Origin of the sequence: Mycobacterium appelbergii (assembly GCF_032883035.1) — a bacterium.
Lineage (GTDB): Bacteria > Actinomycetota > Actinomycetes > Mycobacteriales > Mycobacteriaceae > Mycobacterium > Mycobacterium appelbergii.
This window is the reverse complement of the sequence record NZ_JAMQTH010000016.1, coordinates 150,363-171,458: the sequence shown is the minus strand read 5'-3', so window position 1 is coordinate 171,458 and position 21,096 is coordinate 150,363. Positions and strand designations below refer to the sequence as shown.

Genomic DNA, 21,096 nt, shown 5'->3' with positions numbered 1-21,096 from the left:
TCGTAACCCGTGAACCGACGCGGAAAAATCGTTTGTACGCTTGGACCGGCTACCGGTACCGATGAGATCGTCACGGCGCTGGTGGAGGCCGGAATGGACGTCGCGCGGCTGAATTTCAGCCACGGCGACTACAGCGACCACGAGGCCGCCTACAAGCGGGTACGTGCGGCTTCGGATACGACCGGTCGTGCCGTCGGCATCCTGGCTGACCTGCAGGGACCCAAGATCCGACTGGGCCGGTTCGCCGAGGGGCGCACCGTGTGGACCAACGGCGAAAAGGTGCGGATCACCGTCGCCGACGTCTCGGGCACCCATGATCGGGTGTCGACCACTTATAAGCGCTTGAACCAGGACGCCACGCCGGGAGACCGGGTCCTCGTCGACGACGGCAATGTGGGGCTGACAGTCGAGAGCATCGACGGTGAGGACGTCATCTGCACGGTCACCGAGGGCGGCCCGGTCAGCAACAACAAGGGCATGTCGCTACCCGGCATGAACGTCTCGGCCCCGGCGCTGTCGGAGAAGGACATCGACGACCTGGAGTTCGCGCTGCGGCTCGGGGTCGACCTCATGGCGCTGTCATTCGTGCGCTCACCGGCCGACATCGAGCTGGTGCATGAGGTGATGGACCGGGTCGGGCGTCGGGTGCCGGTGATCGCCAAGCTGGAAAAGCCCGAGGCGATCGACAACCTCGAGGCGATCGTGTTGGCCTTCGACGCCGTCATGGTGGCCCGCGGTGATCTCGGCGTGGAACTGCCGCTCGAAGAGGTGCCCCTGGTGCAGAAGCGGGCCATCCAGATGGCCCGGGAGAACGCCAAGCCGGTGATCGTCGCCACCCAGATGCTCGAGTCGATGATCGAGAACTCCCGCCCCACCCGCGCGGAGGCCTCCGATGTCGCCAACGCGGTGCTCGACGGTGCCGACGCGGTGATGCTCTCCGGCGAGACGTCGGTGGGCAAGTTCCCGCTGGAGGCCGTCAGGACGATGGCGCGCATCATCTCCGCGGTGGAGGACAACTCGGTGGTGGTTCCGCCCCTGACCCACGTGCCGCGGACCAAACGCGGGGTGATCTCCTACGCCGCCCGTGACATCGGTGAGCGACTGGACGCCAAGGCGCTGGTCGCGTTCACCCAGTCGGGCGACACAGTGCGCCGGCTGGCGCGCCTGCACACGCCGCTGCCGGTGCTGGCCTTCACCGCACTGCCGGAAGTCCGCAGCCAGCTCGCGCTGACCTGGGGCACCGAAACGTTCATCGTGGCGCAGATGGACACCACCGACGGCATGATCCGCCAAGTCGACAAGTCGTTGCTGGAGCTCGGCCGGTACAAGCGTGGAGAGCTGGTTGTGATCGTCGCAGGCGCACCGCCTGGCACAGTAGGCTCCACCAATCTGATCCATGTTCACCGCATCGGGGAGGACGACGTCTAGCGAGTTGATGGAAGGTGCCCGGTGTCACACTCGGATTTTGCGGAGCTGCTGGCGGTTCTCGATCTCAACAGGATCGACGACGACCTGTTCATCGGTTCGCATCCGAGCAAGAACCCGGTGCGCACGTTCGGGGGCCAGATGGTTGCCCAGGCGTTCGTTGCCGGGGGCCGCACGCTGGAGCACAAGCTGGCCCCCAGCGCGCTCAACGCGCATTTCATCGCGGGCGGTGATCCGGAGAAAGACCTGGAGTTCCACATCATCCGGTTGCGCGACGAACGACGCTTCGCCAACCGACGTGTCGACGTCATGCAGAACGGTCAGCTGCTCACCACGGTGGTGATCTCGTACATGAACGGGGGGCGCGGCCTCGAGCACAACATCGCCGCGCCGCAGGTGGCCGCTCCCGATACGCTGCCCAAGATCGACGAGTTGCTGCGGGGCTACGAGGAGACCGTGCCGCTGTTCGTCAACGCGCTGCGGCCGATCGAATGGCGCTACACCAACGATCCGGCCTGGGTGATGCGGGACAAGGGCGAGCGGCTCGACCACAATCGTGTCTGGCTCAAGACCGAGGGCGTCATGCCCGACGACCCGCTGCTGCACGCCGCCGCGTTGGTGTATTCGTCGGACACCACCGTGCTCGACTCGATCATCACCACACACGGTCTGTCGTGGGGTTTTGACCGGATCTTCGCGGTCACGATGAATCACTCGGTGTGGTTCCACCGCCCGATCCAGTTCGACGAATGGGTGTTGTACTCCACCACCTCACCGGTTGCGGCGGAATCCCGCGGACTGGGCACCGGACACTTTTTCGATGTGTCGGGACAGTTGCTGGCGACTGTGGTGCAGGAGGGCATCGTCAAGTACTTCCCCGGCACAAGCCCGTGAAAGTCGCACCGCGGCTGCCTGCAGGTGAGCGGGTTGTCATCCACGTCGACTCCCCGGCGGGTCGGTGGATCTGCGCACTCGCGGTGTTCAGTGGATTCTGCTGGTTGATTGTGCTGTTGGCCCACGATCCGCATCACGCGGACTGGGATCCCGCCAGCCGCTGGACGTGGTCGCTGACGATCCTCACCGCGGTCGGATTCATTTCTCGTGGGATCTTCCTGGGCCGGCCGGTCACGGCTGCCCACGCGGGAATGGCATCTGCGATGGTGTTGGCCGGCCTGGCCGCGCACATGCTGTTCTTCGACGAACTCGGCAATCTGCTGATCGTCGGGGCCGCGATCGCATTGATGTGGCCGACGACGGTCCGGCCCGATCCTCGTGATCTACCGCATGTTTGGGCGTTGGTGGATGCCACCACCGGTGACCCGTTGGCGCCGTTCGCCATGCAGATGACCAAGTGTCACCATTTCAACGCGGCGGGTACCGCGGCCATCGCCTACCGGACGCGACTGGGCTACGCGGTGGTGAGTGGAGATCCGATCGGTGATGAACGTTGCTTCGCCGATCTGGTGGCCGACTTCGCGGCGCTGTGCCATCAGCGCGGTTGGCGCATCGTGATACTCGGGTGCAGCGAGCGTCGGCTGAGCCTGTGGACGGACCCCGCGGCAGTCGGACAGACCCTGCGCCCGGTGCCGATCGGGCGCGACGTCGCCATCGATGTCGGAACCTTCGACCTTGCCGGGCGCCGGTACCGCAACGTACGTCAGGCCGTCCAACGCACCCGAAACTCGGGCATCACCACCGAAATCGTTGCGGAACAAGAGCTTCCCGCGCCACTGCGGGGCGAGCTTGTCGAGGTGCTCGAGGCCTCACACAGCGGATCACGCACCGAACGTGGCTTCTCGATGATCCTCGACGGTGCGCTTCTTGGCCGGTATCCGGGCATCGAGTTGGCCGTGGCCCGCGACAACGCGGGACGGGTACAGGGTTTTCATCGTTATGCCACCGCCGGTCACGGCACCGAAATCACCCTCGACGTGCCATGGCGGCGGCGCGGAGCGCCCAACGGAATTGACGAGCGGCTTTCCGTGGAGATGATCCTGGCTGCCCGAGAACGAGGTGGTCAACGGGTGTCGTTGGCGTTCGCCGCTTTTCCGGAGCTTTTCGATGAGAAGAATCGGAGCCGGGTACAGACCCTGCTTTACACCGCAATACATCTGGGCGACTCCCTCATCGCACTGGAGTCACTGTACCGCTACTTGCGGAAGTTCCATGCCGTCGGCGCACGCCGGTATGTCCTGCTGACCCTGAACCAGGTGATTCCGTTGTTGTTCATTCTGCTGTCGTTGGAGTTCATGCCGCGCCGCCGGCAGTCGGTCGGCGCGCCTTAGCGGCTGGGTGTCGGCGTAACGCCGAATTCACCCTCAAGGCGTTGCCGGAAAGTGTCCTCGCATTGCTGTTGCGCGGCTTGGTCGCTGCCTGCATCCTGCATGCAGTTCACGTAGTCGCTGCCGCCGAACTCGTTGAACCAGCGTTGCCCCAGGTTGACCCATATCGCGATGAACACCAGTGACAGCACGATCGCGACGCATCCGAGCGCGATCCCGGTGGTGGCCACCCCGCCGTTGTTCGCCTCGCCGCGCTTGACCCTTCCGCGCGCGACGAAGCCGAGGATCACCGCAGCGACGCCGAGTGCCAGGCCGCCGATCACCGACCACACCAGCACGAGACCGATGATCGCGGTTACCAGCGCCGCGATGCCCAGCCCGTTCTTGGGTGCGGCGGGCGGTGGGGTCATGGCCCCCGGATAGGGCGGGGGATAGCCGCCGTACGGAGGCGGCGGTGGATATCCGCCGGGATAGGCACCATACGGGTACGGGGGGACAGCAGCAGATGGCGGCTGGGATTGCTCCGGCCTATCCGACTCAGTCCCTGCGGCGCGCTCGTCGGTCATGTCTGTGAGGCTACCCGCCGGGAACGCTGTTGAGTTCGTGACTTCGAATGACAGGGCATTCGATGTGTGCAGGCAGATGATGGGTCGCCACCACCACGGTGCGGTCGGGCGGAAACAGCGCGCCGGGTGTGAGCAGCTCGGTCAGGATTCGTTGGCCATCAGCAGCATCCAGATTTTCGGTCGGCTCGTCGAGCAACACGATCGGGAACGTGGAAATCAGCACCCTGGCCAGAAGCAGGCGACGTCTCTGCCCGGCCGACACCGCCGCGGCCCCGCCGACCAGCACACTGGACAGACCGTCGGGTAGTTCGGCAAGCCAGGCATGCAGTCCGACGCGTTGCAGGGCAGTGCACAGTTCCTCGTCGGTGGCGTCGCCGCGCGCCACGAGCAGGTTGTCCCGCACGGTGGTGTCGAACAGGTGCGCGTCCTCAGCGAAAAACGCCGCCTGACCCGGTGTCTGGCCGTATCTGTCGGCCATCGCCATCAGCAGTGTCGTCTTACCGGACCCGCTCGGGCCGACGACCGCCAGCCGGCCACCCGCGGGCAGCTCGATCGGCGGCGCGACCGGACGCGGGCGCAGCCGGTCCTGCGGTGCGGTGAGTTCCCAGAGTCTGCGCGCGGCGATGCGCGAACGGCTCAGTTGCACTGCGGCATCGGGAAGGGCCGTGGTGGCCTCGAAAGCCGACAGAGGCAACAACATGAGGATCGCCAGCGTGGTCGGTGCGACCGTCGGTGCCAAGGCGATGCCTGCGACTACGGCGCCCAGCACACTGGCGCCGATGGCGATGCTCGGCATGGCCGCGGCCACCGCGGCGGGCGCCGCGGCGCGGTCGCCGGCGCGACCCCAATCGTGATGGTGACGTTCTGATTCGGCGATCACCGCATCAAGGCGCCCGCTGACCCGCAGCTCCGGCCCGTACTCCAGCGCCAGCATCGTCGCGGTGTCACGGCGCGAACGGTATTGGTCGGCAATGGCTTCCGCGGCGCTCACCGCGCGGGAGGCCAGTGCGGGAGCGAGCACGCCCGCGATCAGGAGACACAACGCCAATACCGCGGCGGAGGCTGGGGAAATCGCGGCGATGGCTCCCACGGCCGCGCATGACAACACTGCGGCCACCGCGATCGGCAATACCGCGCGTACCAGGACGTCGGACAACTCATCGACGGATGCACCGACCCGAGCGACCAGTTCGCCGCTGGACATGCGCGCTGCATCGTCGACCGGGCCCTCGGCGAGGCGACGGTACAACCCGGTGCGGGCGTTGGCGGCGGCGCGCAGAGCGGTGTCGTGGGAGGCCAATCGTTGGCAGTAGCCGAGCACGCCACGCGATATCCCGAGGGCTCGCACCGCCACCACCGCAACGCTGAGATCCAGGATGGGTGGCATCTGCCACGCCCGGGTGATCAACCACGCTGAGATTGCGGCCAACGCCAGTGCGCTGCCCAGCGACAGCACACCGAACAATCCGGCCAACAGCAGCCGGGACAGCCTCGGCCGCAGCAGGTCGACGGTCAGCTTCAGGAGCGGATCATCGCGGAACAAGCGACTCACCCACCGTCACCAGTTGATCGGCGATGTTGAGCACCGGATCGCGATGCCCGACCACCAGCACCGTGGCCCCGGCGCGGGCGCGGGCGACCACCGCTGACAGCACCCGGTCCTCCAGCACCGCATCGAGATGAGCGGTCGGCTCGTCGAGCAGCAGTGCGGGGGCGGCTGAGCCGAGCACGCGGGCCAGGCCGAGGCGCTGTCGCTGACCGAGCGACAACCCGACACCATCGCGACCGAGCCGGGTCTCCAAGCCATCGGCCAAGGTGCTCAGCACCTCGTCGAAACCTGCGGCGCGGCAGGCACTCTCGATGTCGGGCAGTGGCCCGAGGAGCTCGAGATTGTCACGGACGCTGCCTGGAATCAACACCGGGCGATGCGGTAGCCATGCCACCTGTCGCCACCACGCTGACAGGTCGAGTTCACCGATGTCGATGCCGTCGATCAGGATTCGGCCGCGCGGCAACTCGGTCAGGCCCAGGATCGCCTGCAGCGCGGTGCTCTTGCCCACGCCGTTGGGACCGGTCACAACGGTGACCCGGCCGGGCTCGATCGTCGCGCCCAACTGCTCGACGGCAATGGTGGGCGCAGTCGTCGGCACCTCGCGGGTGCCACCGAACCCAGAGTGCGGTCCACACAACCGGAATGCTTGTTCAGCGGCGGTTTTCCCATCCTGGGCGGCATGGAAGGCCGCGCCGACGCGCCGCAGCGGCCAGAACACCTCGGGGGCCAGTAGCAGTGCGGTCAGCCCGGCTTCCAACGTCATGTCGCCGAACACCAGTCGCAGCCCGACGCTGACGGCGACCAGCGCGACACCGAGGGTGGCCAGCAGTTCGAGGACCAACGACGACAGAAAGGCGATCCGCAGGGTTGCCATGGCCGAACGCCGGTGCGCTGCGGACAGTTCGGCGATGCGCGTCGCCGACCCGGCGGCCCGGCCCACCGCACGCAGGGTCGGGATGCCTGCGACCAGGTCGAGCAACCGGCCGTGCAGAGTGGTCATCGCGGTCAGCGCAGCCGCCGATCGATCCGCGGTGACCAATCCGATCAGCACCATGAAGATCGGGATCAGCGGCAGCGCGATCATGACGATCGCCGCGGCCTGCAGGTCGTAACACGCCATCACCACCAGAGCGACGGGGGTGAGGATGGCGGCCTGCACGACAGCCGGTAGATAGCCGGTGAAGTACGGGCGCAGGCCGTCGAGGCCGCGGGTCACCACTGTCGCGGCGGCATCGCGGTCGGCGGTCAGCTGCCGGGGCGACTGGGCGGTCACCGAGCGCAAGACGCGGCCGGACAATTCCCCGATTACCGCGGTGGCGCCACGCTGGGAAAGCCGCCCTTGGAGCCAGTGCGCCAGTGCGCGGACCAACCACAGGGTCGCCAATGCGCTCAGTGCCGCCCCCCATTGGGCGCCCGAGCGAGGCGCGGTGATGACCCCGGCCACGATGTGAGCCAACACCACCGCCGCGGCAATCGTGGTGCCGGCGACCACGATGCCGCAGATCACCGAGGCGAGCAGGTAGCGCCGCAGTGCCGCGGCGGATCCGGTGCCGCCGCGGATGCCGAGTGCGCGCCAGAGGTTCAGACGGACCGCCGTGGCAGTCCGACGGGCGCGGGTATCCGGTCGGCAGAGATCCGTTTACGAAACACCCAATAGGTCCAGGCTTGGTAGACGACGACCAACGGCGCGAATATCAGTGCCGCCCAAGTCATGATCTTCAGTGTGTATGGAGACGACGATCCGTTGTAGATGGTCAGGCTCCAGTCCGGGTTCAGTGTGGAGGGCACGAGGTTCGGGAACAGCGATCCGAACAGCAGGATCACCACGGCGGCAACCACAATCGTGGTGTAGACGAATGCCCAGCCTTCACCGCTGCGGCTGAAGACCCGGGTGATCGCCGCCAGCTGGGCACCGACGGCGACCGCGAGCACGATCCAGGTCCACTCCTTGCCGTGGGCAAGCTGGGTCCACAGCCCGAATCCACCGACCAGCACGGTGACGGGCACGGCTAGAAGTTGGGCGAACCGGAATGCGTCGCTGCGCATTTCGCCGGAGGTCTTCAGCGCCACGAACACCGCGCCGTGCAACGCAAACAATCCGCCGGTGGCCAATCCGCCGAGCACGGTGTAGGCGTTGATGAGTTCGCCGAATGACAGTTGTATCTGTTTGTCGGCGTCGACCGGCAGCCCACGCACCAGCGAGGCGAATGCGACGCCCCACAAAATTGCGGGTGCCCAGGAGCCGACGGCGATGCCGAGGTCGGCCCACCGGCGCCAGTGCGGATCGTCGATCTTGCCGCGCCATTCGATCGCGACCACGCGCACGATCATTGCGCACAGGATCGCCAGTAATGGCAGGTACAAGCCAGAGAACACGGTGGCGTACATCTCGGGGAAGGCGGCGAACATGGCGCCACCGGCGGTGATCAGCCAGACCTCGTTGCCGTCCCACACCGGCCCGATGGTGTTGAGCGCGGCCCGGCGGTACGGCTCGGGGTCGCCGCCGCGTCCGTTGGCGACCCTGCCGAAGAAGGCCATCAGCATGCCGACGCCAAAATCGAAGCCCTCGAGGATGAAGAAGCCGAGGAACAGCACGGCCAGTAGGACAAACCAGATTTCCTGTAATCCCATTGCGTTTCGCTCCTCAGTACGCGAACGACAACGGCGCCACCTCGTCGGAACCTGGCGGTTCCGGCGGCGCGGGTTCGGAGTCGTGTTCCAACGGGCCCTCGACGATGTAGCGACGCAGCAGCCAGAACCAGATGACCGCCAGTACCGCGTACACCAGAGTGAAGGTCGCCAGTGAGAACACCACCAGGCCCATCGGGTGATCGGATACGCCTTGGGCGACGGTGAGTCGGATGTCCTGATCCCCAGTGGGGTTCGGCACCACCACCCAGGGTTGACGGCCCATCTCGGTGAACACCCAGCCGGCGCTGTTGGCCAGGAATGGCGTCGGGATGGTCAACAGGGCGAACCAGGAGAACCATCGTTGATGCGGTATCCGGCCACCACGGGTCAACCACAGTGCGGCAAGGGCGAACAATGCCGGGACGGCCAGGAACCCGATCATCGCCCGGAACGACCAGTACGTGACGAAGAGGTTGGGCCGGTAATCACCGGGTCCGAACTTGACCTCGTATTGCTCCTGGAGGTCCTTGACGCCGTCGAGGTGCACGCCACTGAACTTGCCCTCGGCGAGGAAGGGTAGCACGTAGGGCACCTCGATGAGGTGGACCACGCTGTCACAGTTGTTGTGTGTGCCCACCGTCAGGATGGAGAAGTCGGGATCGGTTTCGCTGTGGCACAGGGATTCTGCCGAGGCCATCTTCATCGGCTGCTGCTGGAACATCAGCTTTCCCTGGGCGTCGCCGGTGAAGAACAACCCGATCGCCGCCACCAGAGTCACCAGGCATCCCAGGATGGTGGCAGGCCGGTACATGGCGCTACCCAAGGCGTCGGTCCCGCCGGTTCGGTGCGAGCGCACCATCCGCCATGCGCACACACATGCGACGAACGTGCCTGCGGTCAGGAACGCACCTGCCACCGCGTGGGTGAACGCCGCTATCGCAGTGTTGTTGGTGAACAGCGCGACGATGCTGGTGAGTTCGGCACGGCCGGTTTCGGGATTGAACCGGGCACCGACCGGATGTTGCATGAACGAGTTGGCCGCGATGATGAAGAAGGCCGACATGTTCACCGCGATCGCCACCACCCAGATGCAGGCCAGATGGACCAGGCGGGGCAGTCGCGTCCAGCCGAAGATCCACAGCCCGATGAACGTGGATTCGAAGAAGAACGCGGCCAGTCCCTCCATGGCCAGCGGTGCGCCGAAGATGTCGCCGACGAATCGGGAGTACTCACTCCAGTTCATGCCGAACTGGAACTCCTGGACGATTCCGGTGGCGACGCCGATGGCGAAGTTGATCAGGAACAGCTTGCCGAAGAAGCGGGTGAGTCGATACCAACTCTCATTGCCGGTGATGACCCACACCGTCTGCATGACGGCGATAAGGGGCGCCAACCCGATGGTCAGCGGAACGAAAATGAAGTGGTAGACGGTGGTGATCCCGAACTGCCACCGCGACACATCCAACGCGTCCATCTGACCTCACTTCCAAGGTCGCTAGGCCAATCTACGACGGAGTGTAGTAGATCTCCGTAACAGTAGCTACCGTCCGACCCGGGCCCGGCTCGGTGTTTTAAGTCACCGGCGGCGGTGACGTGAGTGCCGAACCCAACTTCTTGGCGTCCCGGCGGATGCCGAACGCCGACACGATCTCGAATACGCCGAGCACAACCAGGATGATGCCCGTTACCTGGGTGATCGCGACCAATCCTTCGAGCGGCGCCACGAACATGATGATGCCGGCGATGACGCTGACGATGCCGATGATGATCTCCCAGATGCGTCCCGGCAGCGACGGATCGCCGATGGCCGACATTGCCGTCGCCACGCCGCGGAAGATGAACCCGACGCCGATCCAGATGGCAAGAAGCTCAATCGAGTTCTGGAGGTTGATGAAGCACAGTACGGCCAGGATCAACGCTGCGGCCCCGCTGACGAACAGCAGTACCCGACCGCCCACCGACGAGCGCAGACTGAACGCGAGCACCACCTGCGAGATGCCGGTCACCAGCAGATAAGCGCCGAAGAAGATCGCGGTCACGAGGATCGCGGCCGCGGGCCGCACGAACACGAGGACTCCCAGGATGACTGCGATGACGCCCGTGATCAACGCCGTCTTCCAGAGATGAGGCAACAAGCTTGGGCGAGCAGTGGTTTCCATGCGGGCAGTTTGGCACAGCGCAGCCTGGTGGGCGCGGATTTTACGGTACGGCTGTGGTGTCGTACTGCGGTCGTTAATGTTCCGTTACCGGCAGTGCGCGCTGGGTCCATGGCCGTTAACGTCATCGCCTGCAAGTAACGAAGACGGCCCGATGCAGAAAGAAAGAGGCAACCGTGTCAAGTGGATGTCAAGTCCGTCGGGGGAAGTCATGGCGTATCGCGGCCGTCTTCGCCGCCAGCGCCGTGCTGTCGCTGTCAGCGTGTGCCAGCGGCACGGACAGTGGTTCGTCGGCACCCGAAACCGACACCACCGGGGTTTCGGCCGAAAAGGTCGACGCGATCGCGAACACCGTTCCTGCCCCCATCAAGGACTCCGGGCAGTTGGTCGTCGGTGTCAACATTCCGTACGCTCCCAATGAGTTCAAAGATCCCAGCGGCAAAATTGTCGGTTTTGACGTCGACCTGATGAACGCGATCGCCGCGACCCTCGGCCTGAAGGCGGAATACCGCGAGGCGGACTTCGCCAAGATCATTCCGTCGATTCAGGGCGGCACCTACAACGTCGGTATGTCGTCGTTCACCGACACCAAGGAGCGGGAGAAGTCCGTCGACTTCGTCAACTACTTCAATGCAGGCATTCTGTGGGCGCAACGCCCCGATGCTCCGGTCGATCCCAACAATGCCTGCGGCAAGAAGGTTGCCGTGCAGGCCACCACGACCGAGGAAACCGACGAACTGCCTGCCAAGAACAAGGCCTGCATCGACGCGGGTAAGCCGGCGATCACGATCATGCCGTTCGACGGTCAGGATGCGGCCGCGAACGCGGTGGCGCTCGGCCAGGCCGACGCGATGTCCGCGGATTCACCGGTGACGGCGTACGCCATCAAGCAGAGCAACGGCAAGCTTGAGCCGGCCGGGGAGATCTTCGATTCCGCGCCGTACGGCTGGCCGGTAACCAAGGGCTCGCCGTTGGCGCAGTCCATGCAGCAGGCGCTCGATCACCTGATCGAGTCCGGCGCCTACAAGGAGATCGCCGCGAAGTGGGGCGTGGAAAACGGGATGATCGAGAAGGCCACGATCAATGGAGCAGTCAACTGAAGCTGAAGGACGATGAGCGCTTGCGCGAAGAGCGGGAGATAGCGATGAGCGCTTGCGCGAAGAGCGGGAGATAGCGATGAGCGCTTGCGCGAAGAGCAGGAGACACCACTGCGATGACTGATGTCGAGACGTCGTCACCCACGGCCCCGGCCGCGATCGACGCGGTGCCGTTGCGTCACCCGTGGCGGTGGGTGGCGGCGGTCGTCATTCTCGTCCTGGTCGTGCTGTTCCTGTACGGTGCGGCGACCAATGACGCCTACGGGTGGTCGACGTATTGGGAGTATCTGTTCAACGAGCGGGTCTTGACAGTCGGTGTGCTGAACACCCTGCAGCTGACCATCTACGCGATGGTGCTGGCCATCGTGCTGGGTGTGCTCCTTGCGGTCATGCGGTTGTCGCCCAACCCGGTGTTCCGGTGGGTCGCATGGGTGTACCTGTGGATTTTCCGTGGCACGCCGATCTATGTGCAGTTGGTGTTCTGGGGTCTGATCCCGACCATCTACAAGAACATTCAGCTGGGCGTGCCGTTCGGGCCGTCGTTCTTTCACTTCGACGTGCAGAGTCTGTCGATTCCGTTTCTGCTCGCGATACTCGGCCTGGCACTCAATGAGGCCGCCTACATGGCCGAGATCATCCGCGCCGGAATCAGTTCCGTGCCGGAGGGGCAGTCGGAAGCGTCGACCGCGTTGGGCATGTCGTGGACGATGACGATGCGCCGGACGGTCCTGCCGCAGGCGATGCGGGTCATCATCCCGCCGACGGGCAACGAGGTCATCAGCATGCTGAAGACCACGTCGCTGGTCACCGCGGTTCCTTTCACGCTGGATCTCTACGGCATCACCTCGCGCGAGATCGCGGCGCGGACCTTCGAGCCGGTCCCGCTGCTGCTGGTGGCGGCGACTTGGTATCTGGTGATCACCAGCGTCCTGATGGTCGGTCAGTTCTACCTTGAGCGGTATTTCTCCCGCGGCGTATCGCGCAAACTGACCACCAAGCAACTGGAGGCGCTCGCCAAGGCGCAGATGGGAGAGCCGCACCCGTGACGCCGATGGTGAAGGCCGAGCAGGTCTGCAAAAACTTCGGTGCCCTGCAGGTCCTCAAAGGCGTGACGCTGGAGATCGACAAGGGCGAGGTGTTGTGCATGGTCGGCCCGTCGGGTTCGGGCAAGTCGACATTCCTGCGCTGCATCAACCATTTGGAGCAGGTGAACGCGGGCCGCCTCTACGTCGACGGCCAGTTGATCGGCTACCGCGAGCGTGGCAGCAAGCTGCACGAGATGCCGCCCCGGGAAGCCGCCAAACAACGGCGCGACATCGGCATGGTGTTCCAGCATTTCAACCTGTTCCCACATCGCACCGCGCTGGAGAACGTCCTCGAGGCGCCGATCCATGTCAAAGGGATCAAAAAGGGTGCCGCCACGGCGCGGGCCAAGGATCTGCTCGAGCAGGTGGGGTTGGCGGCCAAGGCCGACGCCTATCCGGCGCAGCTGTCCGGTGGCCAGCAGCAACGCGTCGCCATCGCGCGGGCCTTGGCGATGAGCCCCAAGCTGATGCTCTTCGACGAGCCCACCTCGGCACTCGATCCTGAACTGGTCGGCGAGGTGCTGGCCGTGATGAAGAAGCTCGCCAGCGAGGGCATGACGATGGTGGTGGTCACCCATGAGATGGGGTTCGCCCGCGAGGTCGCCGACAAGCTGGTGTTCATGGACGGTGGTGTCATCGTGGAGAGCGGGAACCCGCGTGAAGTGATCAACAATCCGAAACATGAACGCACAAAGGCGTTCCTGTCGAAGGTGATGTAGCTTCGGTTGGGTGGGCTCAACGCGATCGGATGTAGTTGTCAGCGTCGCCGAACTCGGCCGACTCATCGCGGCGGGCGATCCGGTGACGCTGCTGGACGTGCGCTGGACACTGGCCGAGCCTGATGGTTCGGACGCGTACCTGAGTGGCCACCTGCCCGGAGCGGTCTATGTGTCCCTGGACTCGGACCTGACCGATCACAATGTGAACGGCCGGGGCAGGCACCCACTGCCGTCCGGGCGCGCGCTGGAGGCGGCGGCGCGGCGCTGGGGTGTTCGTGAAGGGGTGCCGACAGTCGTCTACGACGACTGGAACAGGGCCGGTTCGGCCCGGGCCTGGTGGGTGCTGACTGCGTCAGGCATCGGCGATGTCCGCATCCTCGATGGCGGGTTGGCGGCCTGGACCGCCGCAGGCGGGGTCCTGGAGACCGGGCCTGTCACACCGCCGCCGGGCGACGTACACGTGGTTCACGAAGACCTGTATCACGGCGCACGCCCCACCCTGACCGCGCAGCAGGCCGGTTCGGCGCCGGGTCCGCTGCTCGACGCGAGGGCGCCCGAGCGGTTCCGCGGCGACGTCGAACCGGTGGATGCGGTCGCCGGGCACATCCCCGGGGCGATCAATGTGCCCAGCACCAAACTGCTGGCCGAGGACGGCACAGTGCTGCCGACATCCGACCTGCGCGCGCTCCTGACCGACCATGGCGTTGACGGGTCCGCCGCTGTCGGCGCGTACTGCGGATCAGGCGTCACCGCGGCGCTCACGGTCGCGGCCCTGGCCGCAGCCGGCGTGGATGCCGCGCTGTTCCCCGGGTCGTGGTCGGAATGGAGTAGCGACTCGACGCGCCCCGTGGCGCGGGGCGCGCAGTAGCAGGCACGCGCAGAAGCGGTGCACCTGCGGCCGCGTCGGCGACTTTATGCTGGGCAGATGCAGGACCGCCCCGATCCGGTGACGCCGTTGTGGCGGGCGGCGCAGATCTTCCGGTTGCTGAGTTGCATCTACGCGCTCGGCTTTCAGATCGCGGTGAACGCCGATCTGAAAGCGCCGATTCTCGGATGGCTGCTGTTCTCGGTGCTGATTGCGTGGAGCGTCGCGTGTGCGGTCGCCTACCTGCACGGTTTCGGGCGCCGCCCGGCCTGGGTGATCGCCGAGATCGTGGTGGTCGTCGGATTGATGCTGTCCACCGCGCTGATCGCGCCCGGTCAGTGGGTGGCCGACAATCAGTCGTGGCCGACCACGCTGTGGGCGACCAACGCAACCATCTCGGCGGCACTGCAGTTCGGCCCGGTCGGCGGGATGGCCACGGGGGTGGCGGTGATGGCGGCGGCAGCGGTGTTGAAGGGCTACATCAGTGTCGATCTGGGCCGCAACGCGACGATCGTCATCGAGGTGGCGGTGGGCTTGGCGGTCGGCATGGCTGCGCAGACGGCGCGCAGCGCCAGCGCCGAACTCGAACGGGCAGCGCGTCTGGCAGCCTCCCTGGAAGAGCGTGAACGGTTGTCTCGACGGGTGCACGACGGCGCAATCCAGGTGCTGGCCCTGGTTGCCCGGCGGGGCCGTGAAATCGGCGGACAGACAGCGGAATTGGCGGAACTCGCCGGAGAGCAGGAGCGGGCGCTGCGTCGCCTGGTCAGTGCGGCCGACCCCGATACGGACCTGGGCGTCGGTACGCCGGCCGACATCGGCGCGTTACTACGCGCCAGGGCCTCCGACCGGGTCTCGGTGAGCCTTCCCGCGGAGCCGGTGCTGCTCGACGGTGAGGTGGCGCGTGAGTTGTTCGCGGCCGCGGGAAATGCCCTCGACAACGTCGCTGCCCACGCCGGGCCGGATGCCCATGCGTTCGTGCTGGTGGAGGATCTCGGCGATGAGGTCACCGTGAGCATCCGCGACGACGGTGCCGGAATCCCGCAGGGACGCTTGGACGAGGCTGCCCGGCAGGGCCGCCTCGGAGTGTCGAAATCCATTGTGGGCCGGATGGACTGGCTGGGCGGCACGGCGCAGCTGAGCACCGGACCGGATTGCGGCACGGAGTGGGAGTTGACGGTACCGCGTGGACCTGAGAGGGGAGGGCGAGATGGTGGCCGATGAGGCGCCGACCGTCATGGTCGTCGATGACCATCCGATCTGGAGGGACGCCGTTGCGCGCGACCTTGCCGACGACGGCTTCACCGTGGTGGCCACCGCAGACGGGGTCGCCTCCGCGCGTCGTCGTGCCGCTGTCGTGCTGCCCGACGTGGTGGTGATGGACATGCGCTTGACGGACGGCAATGGTGCCGCGGCGACTGCGGAAGTGCTTGCGGTGTCACCATCGACGCGGGTACTTGTGCTTTCCGCGTCTGACGAACGCGACGACGTGCTGGAGGCGGTGAAGGCCGGTGCCACGGGTTACCTGGTGAAGAGTGCGTCGAAGGCCGAGTTGGGTGCGGCCGTGCGCGCGACGGCAGAGGGGCGAGCGGTGTTCACCCCAGGCCTGGCCGGGCTGGTGCTGGGTGAGTACCGGCGGATCGCACGGAGCCCGGACGACGGGCCGGCGACGCCGAGCCTGACCGAGCGGGAGACCGAAATCTTGCGTTATGTGGCAAAAGGGTTGACGGCCAGGCAGATCGCGAGCCGTTTGTCGCTCAGTCACCGCACTGTGGAGAACCACGTGCAGGCGACGTTCCGTAAACTGCAGGTGGCCAACCGCGTCGAGGCGACCCGGTACGCGATGGAACATGGTCTGGACGAGTAGTCCTACTCATCTCAGGTACCCCGTCGGGCTGTCACGATGTCGGCATGACCGAACCGCATCGCGCTGTCATCGCCCGGGTGTCGGCGGATTTCGCCGCGATCTCGGCCTATCTGAACAGAATATCGAGCGACCTGTCCGAACTCGACCGAATGCTGAGCCAGGGCCCCGCGGTACCGCAGTACCGGGCCCCGGCGCTGTATCAGCTTGCTCCACAACAGGTCCCGATGGCGCAACCGACGGGTCTGTCCGAGCCGGCCCCGGGCACGCCGCAACGCTCCGACGGCTGGATCGGCAAAATGCTGGCGGTCGCGGGAGTGGCGGTCACCCTGATCGGAGTGGTGCTGCTGCTGGTGCTCGCGGCACAGGCCGGGATCCTGCGGCCCGGGTTCCGGGTCACAGCGGGCGTAGTACTGGCCGCAGGTCTGGTGGGTGCTGCGTGGTGGCTGTATCGCCGGCCCGGTGGGCGGGTCGGCGCGATCGCACTGGCCGCCACCGGCGTGGCGACCGCCTACATGGATGTCATTGCCCTGACGAGGATCTACGACTGGGTTTCGGCGCCCTCGGGTTTGATCACCGCCGCTGTCATCGGCGGTGGGGGATTGATGTTGGCGCGCCGGTGGAACTCCGAGCATCTGGGGCTGCTCGTGCTCGTTCCGCTGATCGGTTTGGCGCCGGTGGTCACCGACGGCGTGACCCTGCTGCTCGTCGGCTTCATGCTGGCGCTGTCGGCGGCATCGCTGCCCGTCCAACACGGCAAGGACTGGATCCGGCTTCATGCCGCGCGGACCGCGGCGAGTTCCGTCCCGCTGTTGGTCGCCCTGGCCGCGGCGGCGATAGACGATCGCGAGGATCTGGCGCTGGCATGCGCCTGTGCCATGGCAGCCGTGCTCGCATTGACCGGTGGCTTACTGCTGTTGCGGTGGACGGTGAACCCCTCTGCCGTCGCGGTGCTGACCGCAGCGGGAGTGGTTCCGTTGCTGTGTGTTTCAGCCTGCGTCGACCGGGTGTTGGGCGCCTTGATGGTCTCGACGCTGGCGGCGGCGCTGTTGGCCGTCGTGGCGATCGGCGATCGGCTGCCCGGTGTGACGACGGCGGTGCGCCGGATCTGGTCGGCTCTTGCCGCGGTCGCTGCACTGGTCGTGGTCACCGTCGCATTCGACGGCGCGGTGGCGGGCCCGGTGCTCCTCGCGATGGCGATCGTGCTCGCCATCGCCGGTCGGCGGGACATCACCGCGAGGTGGGCGGCTACCGGATTCGGGGTCGCCGGCGGCCTGTTCTATCTCAGCTACGCACCGCCGGACGCCGTGGCGCGCGCCACCGAACTGCGCGCCGGCATCGCGGCGTCGGTGTTGATCGCGAGTGTTCTGCTGATCGCTGCCTCGGTGTCGATCAGCTGGTCGTGGGCGGGCGGGCCCGCCGCCACCGAGGCCACCGTCACGATTGTGTGGGCTTTGGCAGCCGTTGCGACCGGGTACGCGATCACGACCTTCACGGTCACCACGGGAGTACTCATCGGCGGTACCGGCGGCGGTTTCTTCGGCGGGCACATGGCGGCCACCATCTGTTGGATGGCGGTTGCGGCCGCGTTGTTCGCAGGTGCGGCGCGACGACCGAAGGAGCGACGGTCCCGACCTGTCGGGGCAGGCCTTGCGTTGGTGGCGGCAGCGATGGCCAAGCTGTTCCTGTTCGACCTCGGGACCCTTGACGGCATGTTCCGGGTGGTGGTCTTCATCGTCGTCGGACTGGTGCTTCTGGGCACGGGCGCCGGATACGCCCGGCTGCTCACGCAGCACGACGAACTGGCGCAACGCGCGGAGCACGCTGGTACGTGATGTTGACCACAGGCAGTCTAATCTGGAACCATTCCAGAATAGACCGCGTTGGACAAGGCATGAGTACACGTCGAACAGAAACAGATATCCAGGGTTACCAGGCCCCCACTGCGCTCAGCGACAGCTTGCAGCGTGTTCTCGTCGACCTGATCGAGCTGGCCCTGCAGGGCAAGCAGGCCCACTGGAACGTCGTGGGCACCAACTTCCGCGACCTGCATCTGCAGCTGGACGAGCTCGTCGATTTCGCCCGCGAAGGCGGCGACACGATCGCCGAACGGATGCGCGCCCTCGACGCCGTGCCCGACGGCCGGTCCGACACGGTCGCGGGAGCCACCACGCTTCCCGAGTTTCCCGCGTACGAGCGCAGCACTGCTGATGTGGTCGAGCTCATCACCACCCGCATCTACGCCGTGGTCGACACGATGCGCGGAGTGCATGACTCGGTCGATGCCGAGGATCCCAGCACCGCCGACATTCTCCATCAGCTCATCGACGGCCTGGAGAAGCTGGCCTGGCTGATCAAGTCGGAAAATCGCAAGGTCTAAGCACTCGCGGGATCGGCCACCGCGACGGCCTGCTTGCCGACCAGATACCAGGTCCGCATGACGCCTTTGCCCTTGATCTCCACCTCGCCCCGTTCCTCCAGCACGAAGGCATGGCTGAGGCGGTCGTAGACGTCTTGCGGCACCTGGATTCGGCCTTCGACGTCGGTGGTCTCCATGCGTGACGCGACGTTGACGGCATCGCCCCACACGTCGTAGAAGAACTTGCGGGCACCCACCACCCCGGCGACAACGGGGCCGGCCGCCAGGCCGATGCGCAACGGCACTTCACGACCCTGGGGATCCTTCAGATCGGCGACGGCGTGGGCCATGTCGAGTGCGAGGCAGGCGAGTGCCTCTACGTGATCGACCCGCGGTTCTGGCACACCGGCCACCACCATGTACGAGTCGCCGCTCGTTTTCACCTTTTCCAGGCCGTGCCGGTCCACCAGCGCGTCGAGATCGGTGTAGAGCCGGTCCAGGAACCGCACCAGGTCGCTCGGCGTGGTGTCGCTGGCCCGTTTTGTGTAGCCCGCGATGTCGGCGAACAGAATCGACGCGTCGTCGTATTTGTCGGCGATGATGTTGCGGTCGGGATCCTTGAGCCGGTCGGCGATCGTTGCAGGCAGGATATTGGCCAGCAACTTTTCCGAGCGCTGGTACTCGGCTTCCATCGCCCGCTCGGCACCCGCGATCTCGCGAAGCGACGACCACACCGTGGCGAAAACCATGACCGCCGCCGATACCGCCGAGACGGCGAAACCGACCGTCAGGGTCCACGGCGGTCCAAGGCCACGATCCTCGGGGACCAGTACCTCCAGTGCGATGGTCGCCACCACTCCGAACGCTGCCAGCGACGCCGCCAACACGATCCGCTCGATACCGAGCACCAGCACCACCAACGACGCCGACACCAGAAAATACAACTGCAAGCCGGACCCGGTGCCGACCTGGTAGCACATCAAAGAAACTGAAACGTAAGCGATTACGAAAAATGTCAGCGGTGCGATGAGTTCGCCGAACCGGTACAGCAGCGGCACCACCACGAACAGCGCCGCGAAACCCAGGTTGAGAAATCCGATCCGCCACAGCGGTCCGCCGACGACCAGCTGGAACACGCCGAAGAATCCGGAGACGCCTGCGGCGATCCAGGTCGCGATCGTGAGGACGCGAAATCGGCTCGCCACGCTCTCGGCGTAGTGCCGGGTGCGGGCAGGCACCCGGTTGTCCAACGCCAACTCGGGCATGCAGACCGAGCGTCGGAAATCGCTGACCACCACAGATAGAGCCTATCGCCGCAGGCAGCCGCATCGACCCGGATTCGCTACGCCCCCTGGCTCACGGCCCGTCCGGCCCAGCAAACATCTCCGGAAGTGGATGTGTCAGAATAGTGGTCCATTCCAGTGAGTGCGGCGGGGGTGCCGCGGATCTCCGGGGGAAGTCAGATGGTGCACCGATCGTGGGTACGCAACACGGCCATCAGCTGTGCCGTCGCGTGCGGCGCGATGGTCGCGGGGCCTGGGATGGTGGGCACGTCGGTCGCGTCTGCCGATTTGTTGGGCATCGACATCGATGTCTTTGATCTCTTCGACCACAAGCCGAAGAAGAACAAGAAATCCCACTCCGGTGGCGCCAAGGTCGGCGCTCAGCACAACGGCGGAACCCAGAAGACCGGTGGGCCACGCCGAACCGGTCTCGGCGGCCCCGCACAGCGCGGTCCGGAGAAGAAGGCTGCCGTCGTCGACCGGCGTGATGCGAGTGAATCATCGGGGCAGGCGCGCCGGTCCGCACCCTCGGCCGATGCGCCGGAGTCGACGCAGTTCGGTGGCACCCGCCAGGCGTTACCCGGGGTCGCATCCGGCGGTGGCGGTGGCGGTGGCGAGGTGCCGACGAACAGCAATATCGGTCGGGCGCCGAATCTGGCTCCGGTGCCGACCACGCCGAGCGCCCGCAGCATTGTCATCCGGGCGAACCCGCCCGAAGCGCCCGTGGTTCCGGTTTCGCCTCCGGCGGCCCCGGTACCTGTCGCCCCGGTACCTGTGGCGGCGCCTCCACTGCCGGTGGTCGTGCCCCCCTTGCCGTCGCCACCATCCGGCGGGATGCCGTCCTCGCCATCAGGCCCGAGCCTGAGCCCGCCGAGTTCCGAACCGCCCCCAGCCGATTCGCTGACCGTGCGCTCGATCCCGGATTCCTTCCGGATCGGCTACGCCGACTACCTGCGGGCGGCCAGTACCACCGACCTGCTGTTCGCGGTGCTGCCCGGAGTCGCAGGCATGGTTCTCCTCACCGCTGCCGGCGGCGTGGCGGGCTACCGGCAGGCCCGCGCGGCGCAGACGCTGCCGTCGCCGCAGATCGCCCGCTTCCTTCCGTAGTTACCGGAATTCACCCGTCACATCGAACCGCTCGCGGCGCTGCCGGCATGCCGTCGAAAATTTGCTGACACATGCGCGGGAGTAGCTGTGCGGCCAGTCCGCACGGGT

The 21,096-nt window shown here is 66.1% G+C and carries 19 protein-coding genes; 12 read left to right on the top strand and 7 right to left on the bottom strand.

Going from position 1 to position 21,096, the window contains the following annotated elements; all coding sequences use genetic code 11:
• Positions 1-9: 9 nt before the first annotated feature.
• From pyk to M1247_RS30390, 3 genes are read left to right on the top strand one after another with little or no spacing between them, the layout of a single operon-like run.
• Positions 10-1,428 carry a pyruvate kinase gene (pyk, locus tag M1247_RS30400; protein WP_317160133.1) on the top strand — a complete coding sequence of 473 codons (1,419 nt, stop codon included), beginning with the start codon at positions 10-12 and terminating at the stop codon, positions 1,426-1,428.
• Positions 1,429-1,449: 21 nt separating this feature from the next.
• The gene (locus M1247_RS30395) at positions 1,450-2,319 is read left to right on the top strand and encodes an acyl-CoA thioesterase II (RefSeq protein WP_317160132.1); all 870 of its coding nucleotides are present in this window, start codon (positions 1,450-1,452) and stop codon (positions 2,317-2,319) included.
• Positions 2,316-3,710, top strand: a complete 1,395-nt coding sequence (locus M1247_RS30390) for an MprF family protein (protein ID WP_317160131.1) — start codon at positions 2,316-2,318, stop codon at positions 3,708-3,710. Before M1247_RS30395 ends, M1247_RS30390 begins: the two co-directional genes overlap by 4 nt.
• On the opposite strand, the gene M1247_RS30385 is transcribed toward M1247_RS30390, so the two are convergent.
• The 6 genes from M1247_RS30385 to M1247_RS30360 all read right to left on the bottom strand — a co-directional run bounded on the left by M1247_RS30385 (position 3,707) and on the right by M1247_RS30360 (position 10,615).
• Positions 3,707-4,273, bottom strand: coding sequence for a DUF4190 domain-containing protein (locus M1247_RS30385; RefSeq protein WP_317160130.1), 567 nt, complete (start codon positions 4,271-4,273; stop codon positions 3,707-3,709). The genes M1247_RS30390 and M1247_RS30385 overlap by 4 nt on opposite strands.
• Positions 4,274-4,283: 10 nt before the next feature.
• Positions 4,284-5,816 (bottom strand): ATP-binding cassette domain-containing protein, encoded by a 1,533-nt coding sequence (locus M1247_RS30380; RefSeq protein WP_317160178.1) that lies wholly within the window; start codon positions 5,814-5,816, stop codon positions 4,284-4,286.
• Positions 5,803-7,356 (bottom strand): thiol reductant ABC exporter subunit CydD, encoded by a 1,554-nt coding sequence (cydD, locus tag M1247_RS30375; protein WP_317160177.1) that lies wholly within the window; start codon positions 7,354-7,356, stop codon positions 5,803-5,805. The genes M1247_RS30380 and cydD overlap by 14 nt, the downstream gene beginning before the upstream one ends.
• A gap of 50 nt (positions 7,357-7,406) precedes the next feature.
• Positions 7,407-8,456 (bottom strand): cytochrome d ubiquinol oxidase subunit II, encoded by a 1,050-nt coding sequence (gene cydB, locus M1247_RS30370; RefSeq protein WP_317160129.1) that lies wholly within the window; start codon positions 8,454-8,456, stop codon positions 7,407-7,409.
• Positions 8,457-8,469: 13 nt separating this feature from the next.
• Complete coding sequence (locus M1247_RS30365; RefSeq protein ID WP_317160128.1) at positions 8,470-9,930, bottom strand: cytochrome ubiquinol oxidase subunit I; 1,461 nt, start codon at positions 9,928-9,930, stop codon at positions 8,470-8,472.
• A 97-nt stretch (positions 9,931-10,027) separates the two neighbouring features.
• Positions 10,028-10,615 (bottom strand): HdeD family acid-resistance protein, encoded by a 588-nt coding sequence (locus M1247_RS30360; RefSeq protein WP_317160127.1) that lies wholly within the window; start codon positions 10,613-10,615, stop codon positions 10,028-10,030.
• 173 nt (positions 10,616-10,788) lie between these two features.
• On the opposite strand from M1247_RS30360, the gene M1247_RS30355 reads away from it, so the two are divergent.
• The 8 genes from M1247_RS30355 to M1247_RS30320 all read left to right on the top strand — a co-directional run bounded on the left by M1247_RS30355 (position 10,789) and on the right by M1247_RS30320 (position 18,619).
• Complete coding sequence (locus M1247_RS30355) at positions 10,789-11,712, top strand: ABC transporter substrate-binding protein (protein ID WP_317160126.1); 924 nt, start codon at positions 10,789-10,791, stop codon at positions 11,710-11,712.
• Between the two features lie 113 nt (positions 11,713-11,825).
• Positions 11,826-12,755, top strand: coding sequence for an amino acid ABC transporter permease (locus M1247_RS30350; RefSeq protein ID WP_317160125.1), 930 nt, complete (start codon positions 11,826-11,828; stop codon positions 12,753-12,755).
• Between the two features lie 5 nt (positions 12,756-12,760).
• On the top strand, positions 12,761-13,513 hold the full coding sequence (locus M1247_RS30345) for an amino acid ABC transporter ATP-binding protein (RefSeq protein WP_317160176.1): 753 nt from the start codon (positions 12,761-12,763) through the stop codon (positions 13,511-13,513).
• A 10-nt stretch (positions 13,514-13,523) separates the two neighbouring features.
• Complete coding sequence (locus tag M1247_RS30340) at positions 13,524-14,381, top strand: sulfurtransferase (RefSeq protein ID WP_317160124.1); 858 nt, start codon at positions 13,524-13,526, stop codon at positions 14,379-14,381.
• A 57-nt stretch (positions 14,382-14,438) separates the two neighbouring features.
• A complete protein-coding gene (gene macS, locus M1247_RS30335; protein ID WP_317160123.1) occupies positions 14,439-15,599 on the top strand; it encodes a MacS family sensor histidine kinase in 1,161 nt (386 codons plus the stop codon).
• Positions 15,586-16,242 (top strand): response regulator, encoded by a 657-nt coding sequence (locus M1247_RS30330; protein WP_317160122.1) that lies wholly within the window; start codon positions 15,586-15,588, stop codon positions 16,240-16,242. Before macS ends, M1247_RS30330 begins: the two co-directional genes overlap by 14 nt.
• 44 nt (positions 16,243-16,286) lie before the next feature.
• Entirely contained in the window at positions 16,287-18,074 is a 1,788-nt protein-coding gene (locus M1247_RS30325) for a DUF2339 domain-containing protein (RefSeq protein WP_317160121.1), read from the top strand.
• Positions 18,075-18,133: 59 nt separating this feature from the next.
• Positions 18,134-18,619, top strand: a complete 486-nt coding sequence (locus M1247_RS30320; RefSeq protein ID WP_317160120.1) for a Dps family protein — start codon at positions 18,134-18,136, stop codon at positions 18,617-18,619.
• Here M1247_RS30320 and M1247_RS30315 read toward each other — a convergent pair.
• On the bottom strand, positions 18,616-19,863 hold the full coding sequence (locus M1247_RS30315) for an adenylate/guanylate cyclase domain-containing protein (protein ID WP_317160175.1): 1,248 nt from the start codon (positions 19,861-19,863) through the stop codon (positions 18,616-18,618). The genes M1247_RS30320 and M1247_RS30315 overlap by 4 nt on opposite strands.
• Before the next feature lie 198 nt (positions 19,864-20,061).
• Here M1247_RS30315 and M1247_RS30310 point away from each other — a divergent pair, with 198 nt between their 5' ends.
• Positions 20,062-20,988 (top strand): hypothetical protein, encoded by a 927-nt coding sequence (locus M1247_RS30310; RefSeq protein ID WP_317160119.1) that lies wholly within the window; start codon positions 20,062-20,064, stop codon positions 20,986-20,988.
• Positions 20,989-21,096: the final 108 nt, after the last annotated feature.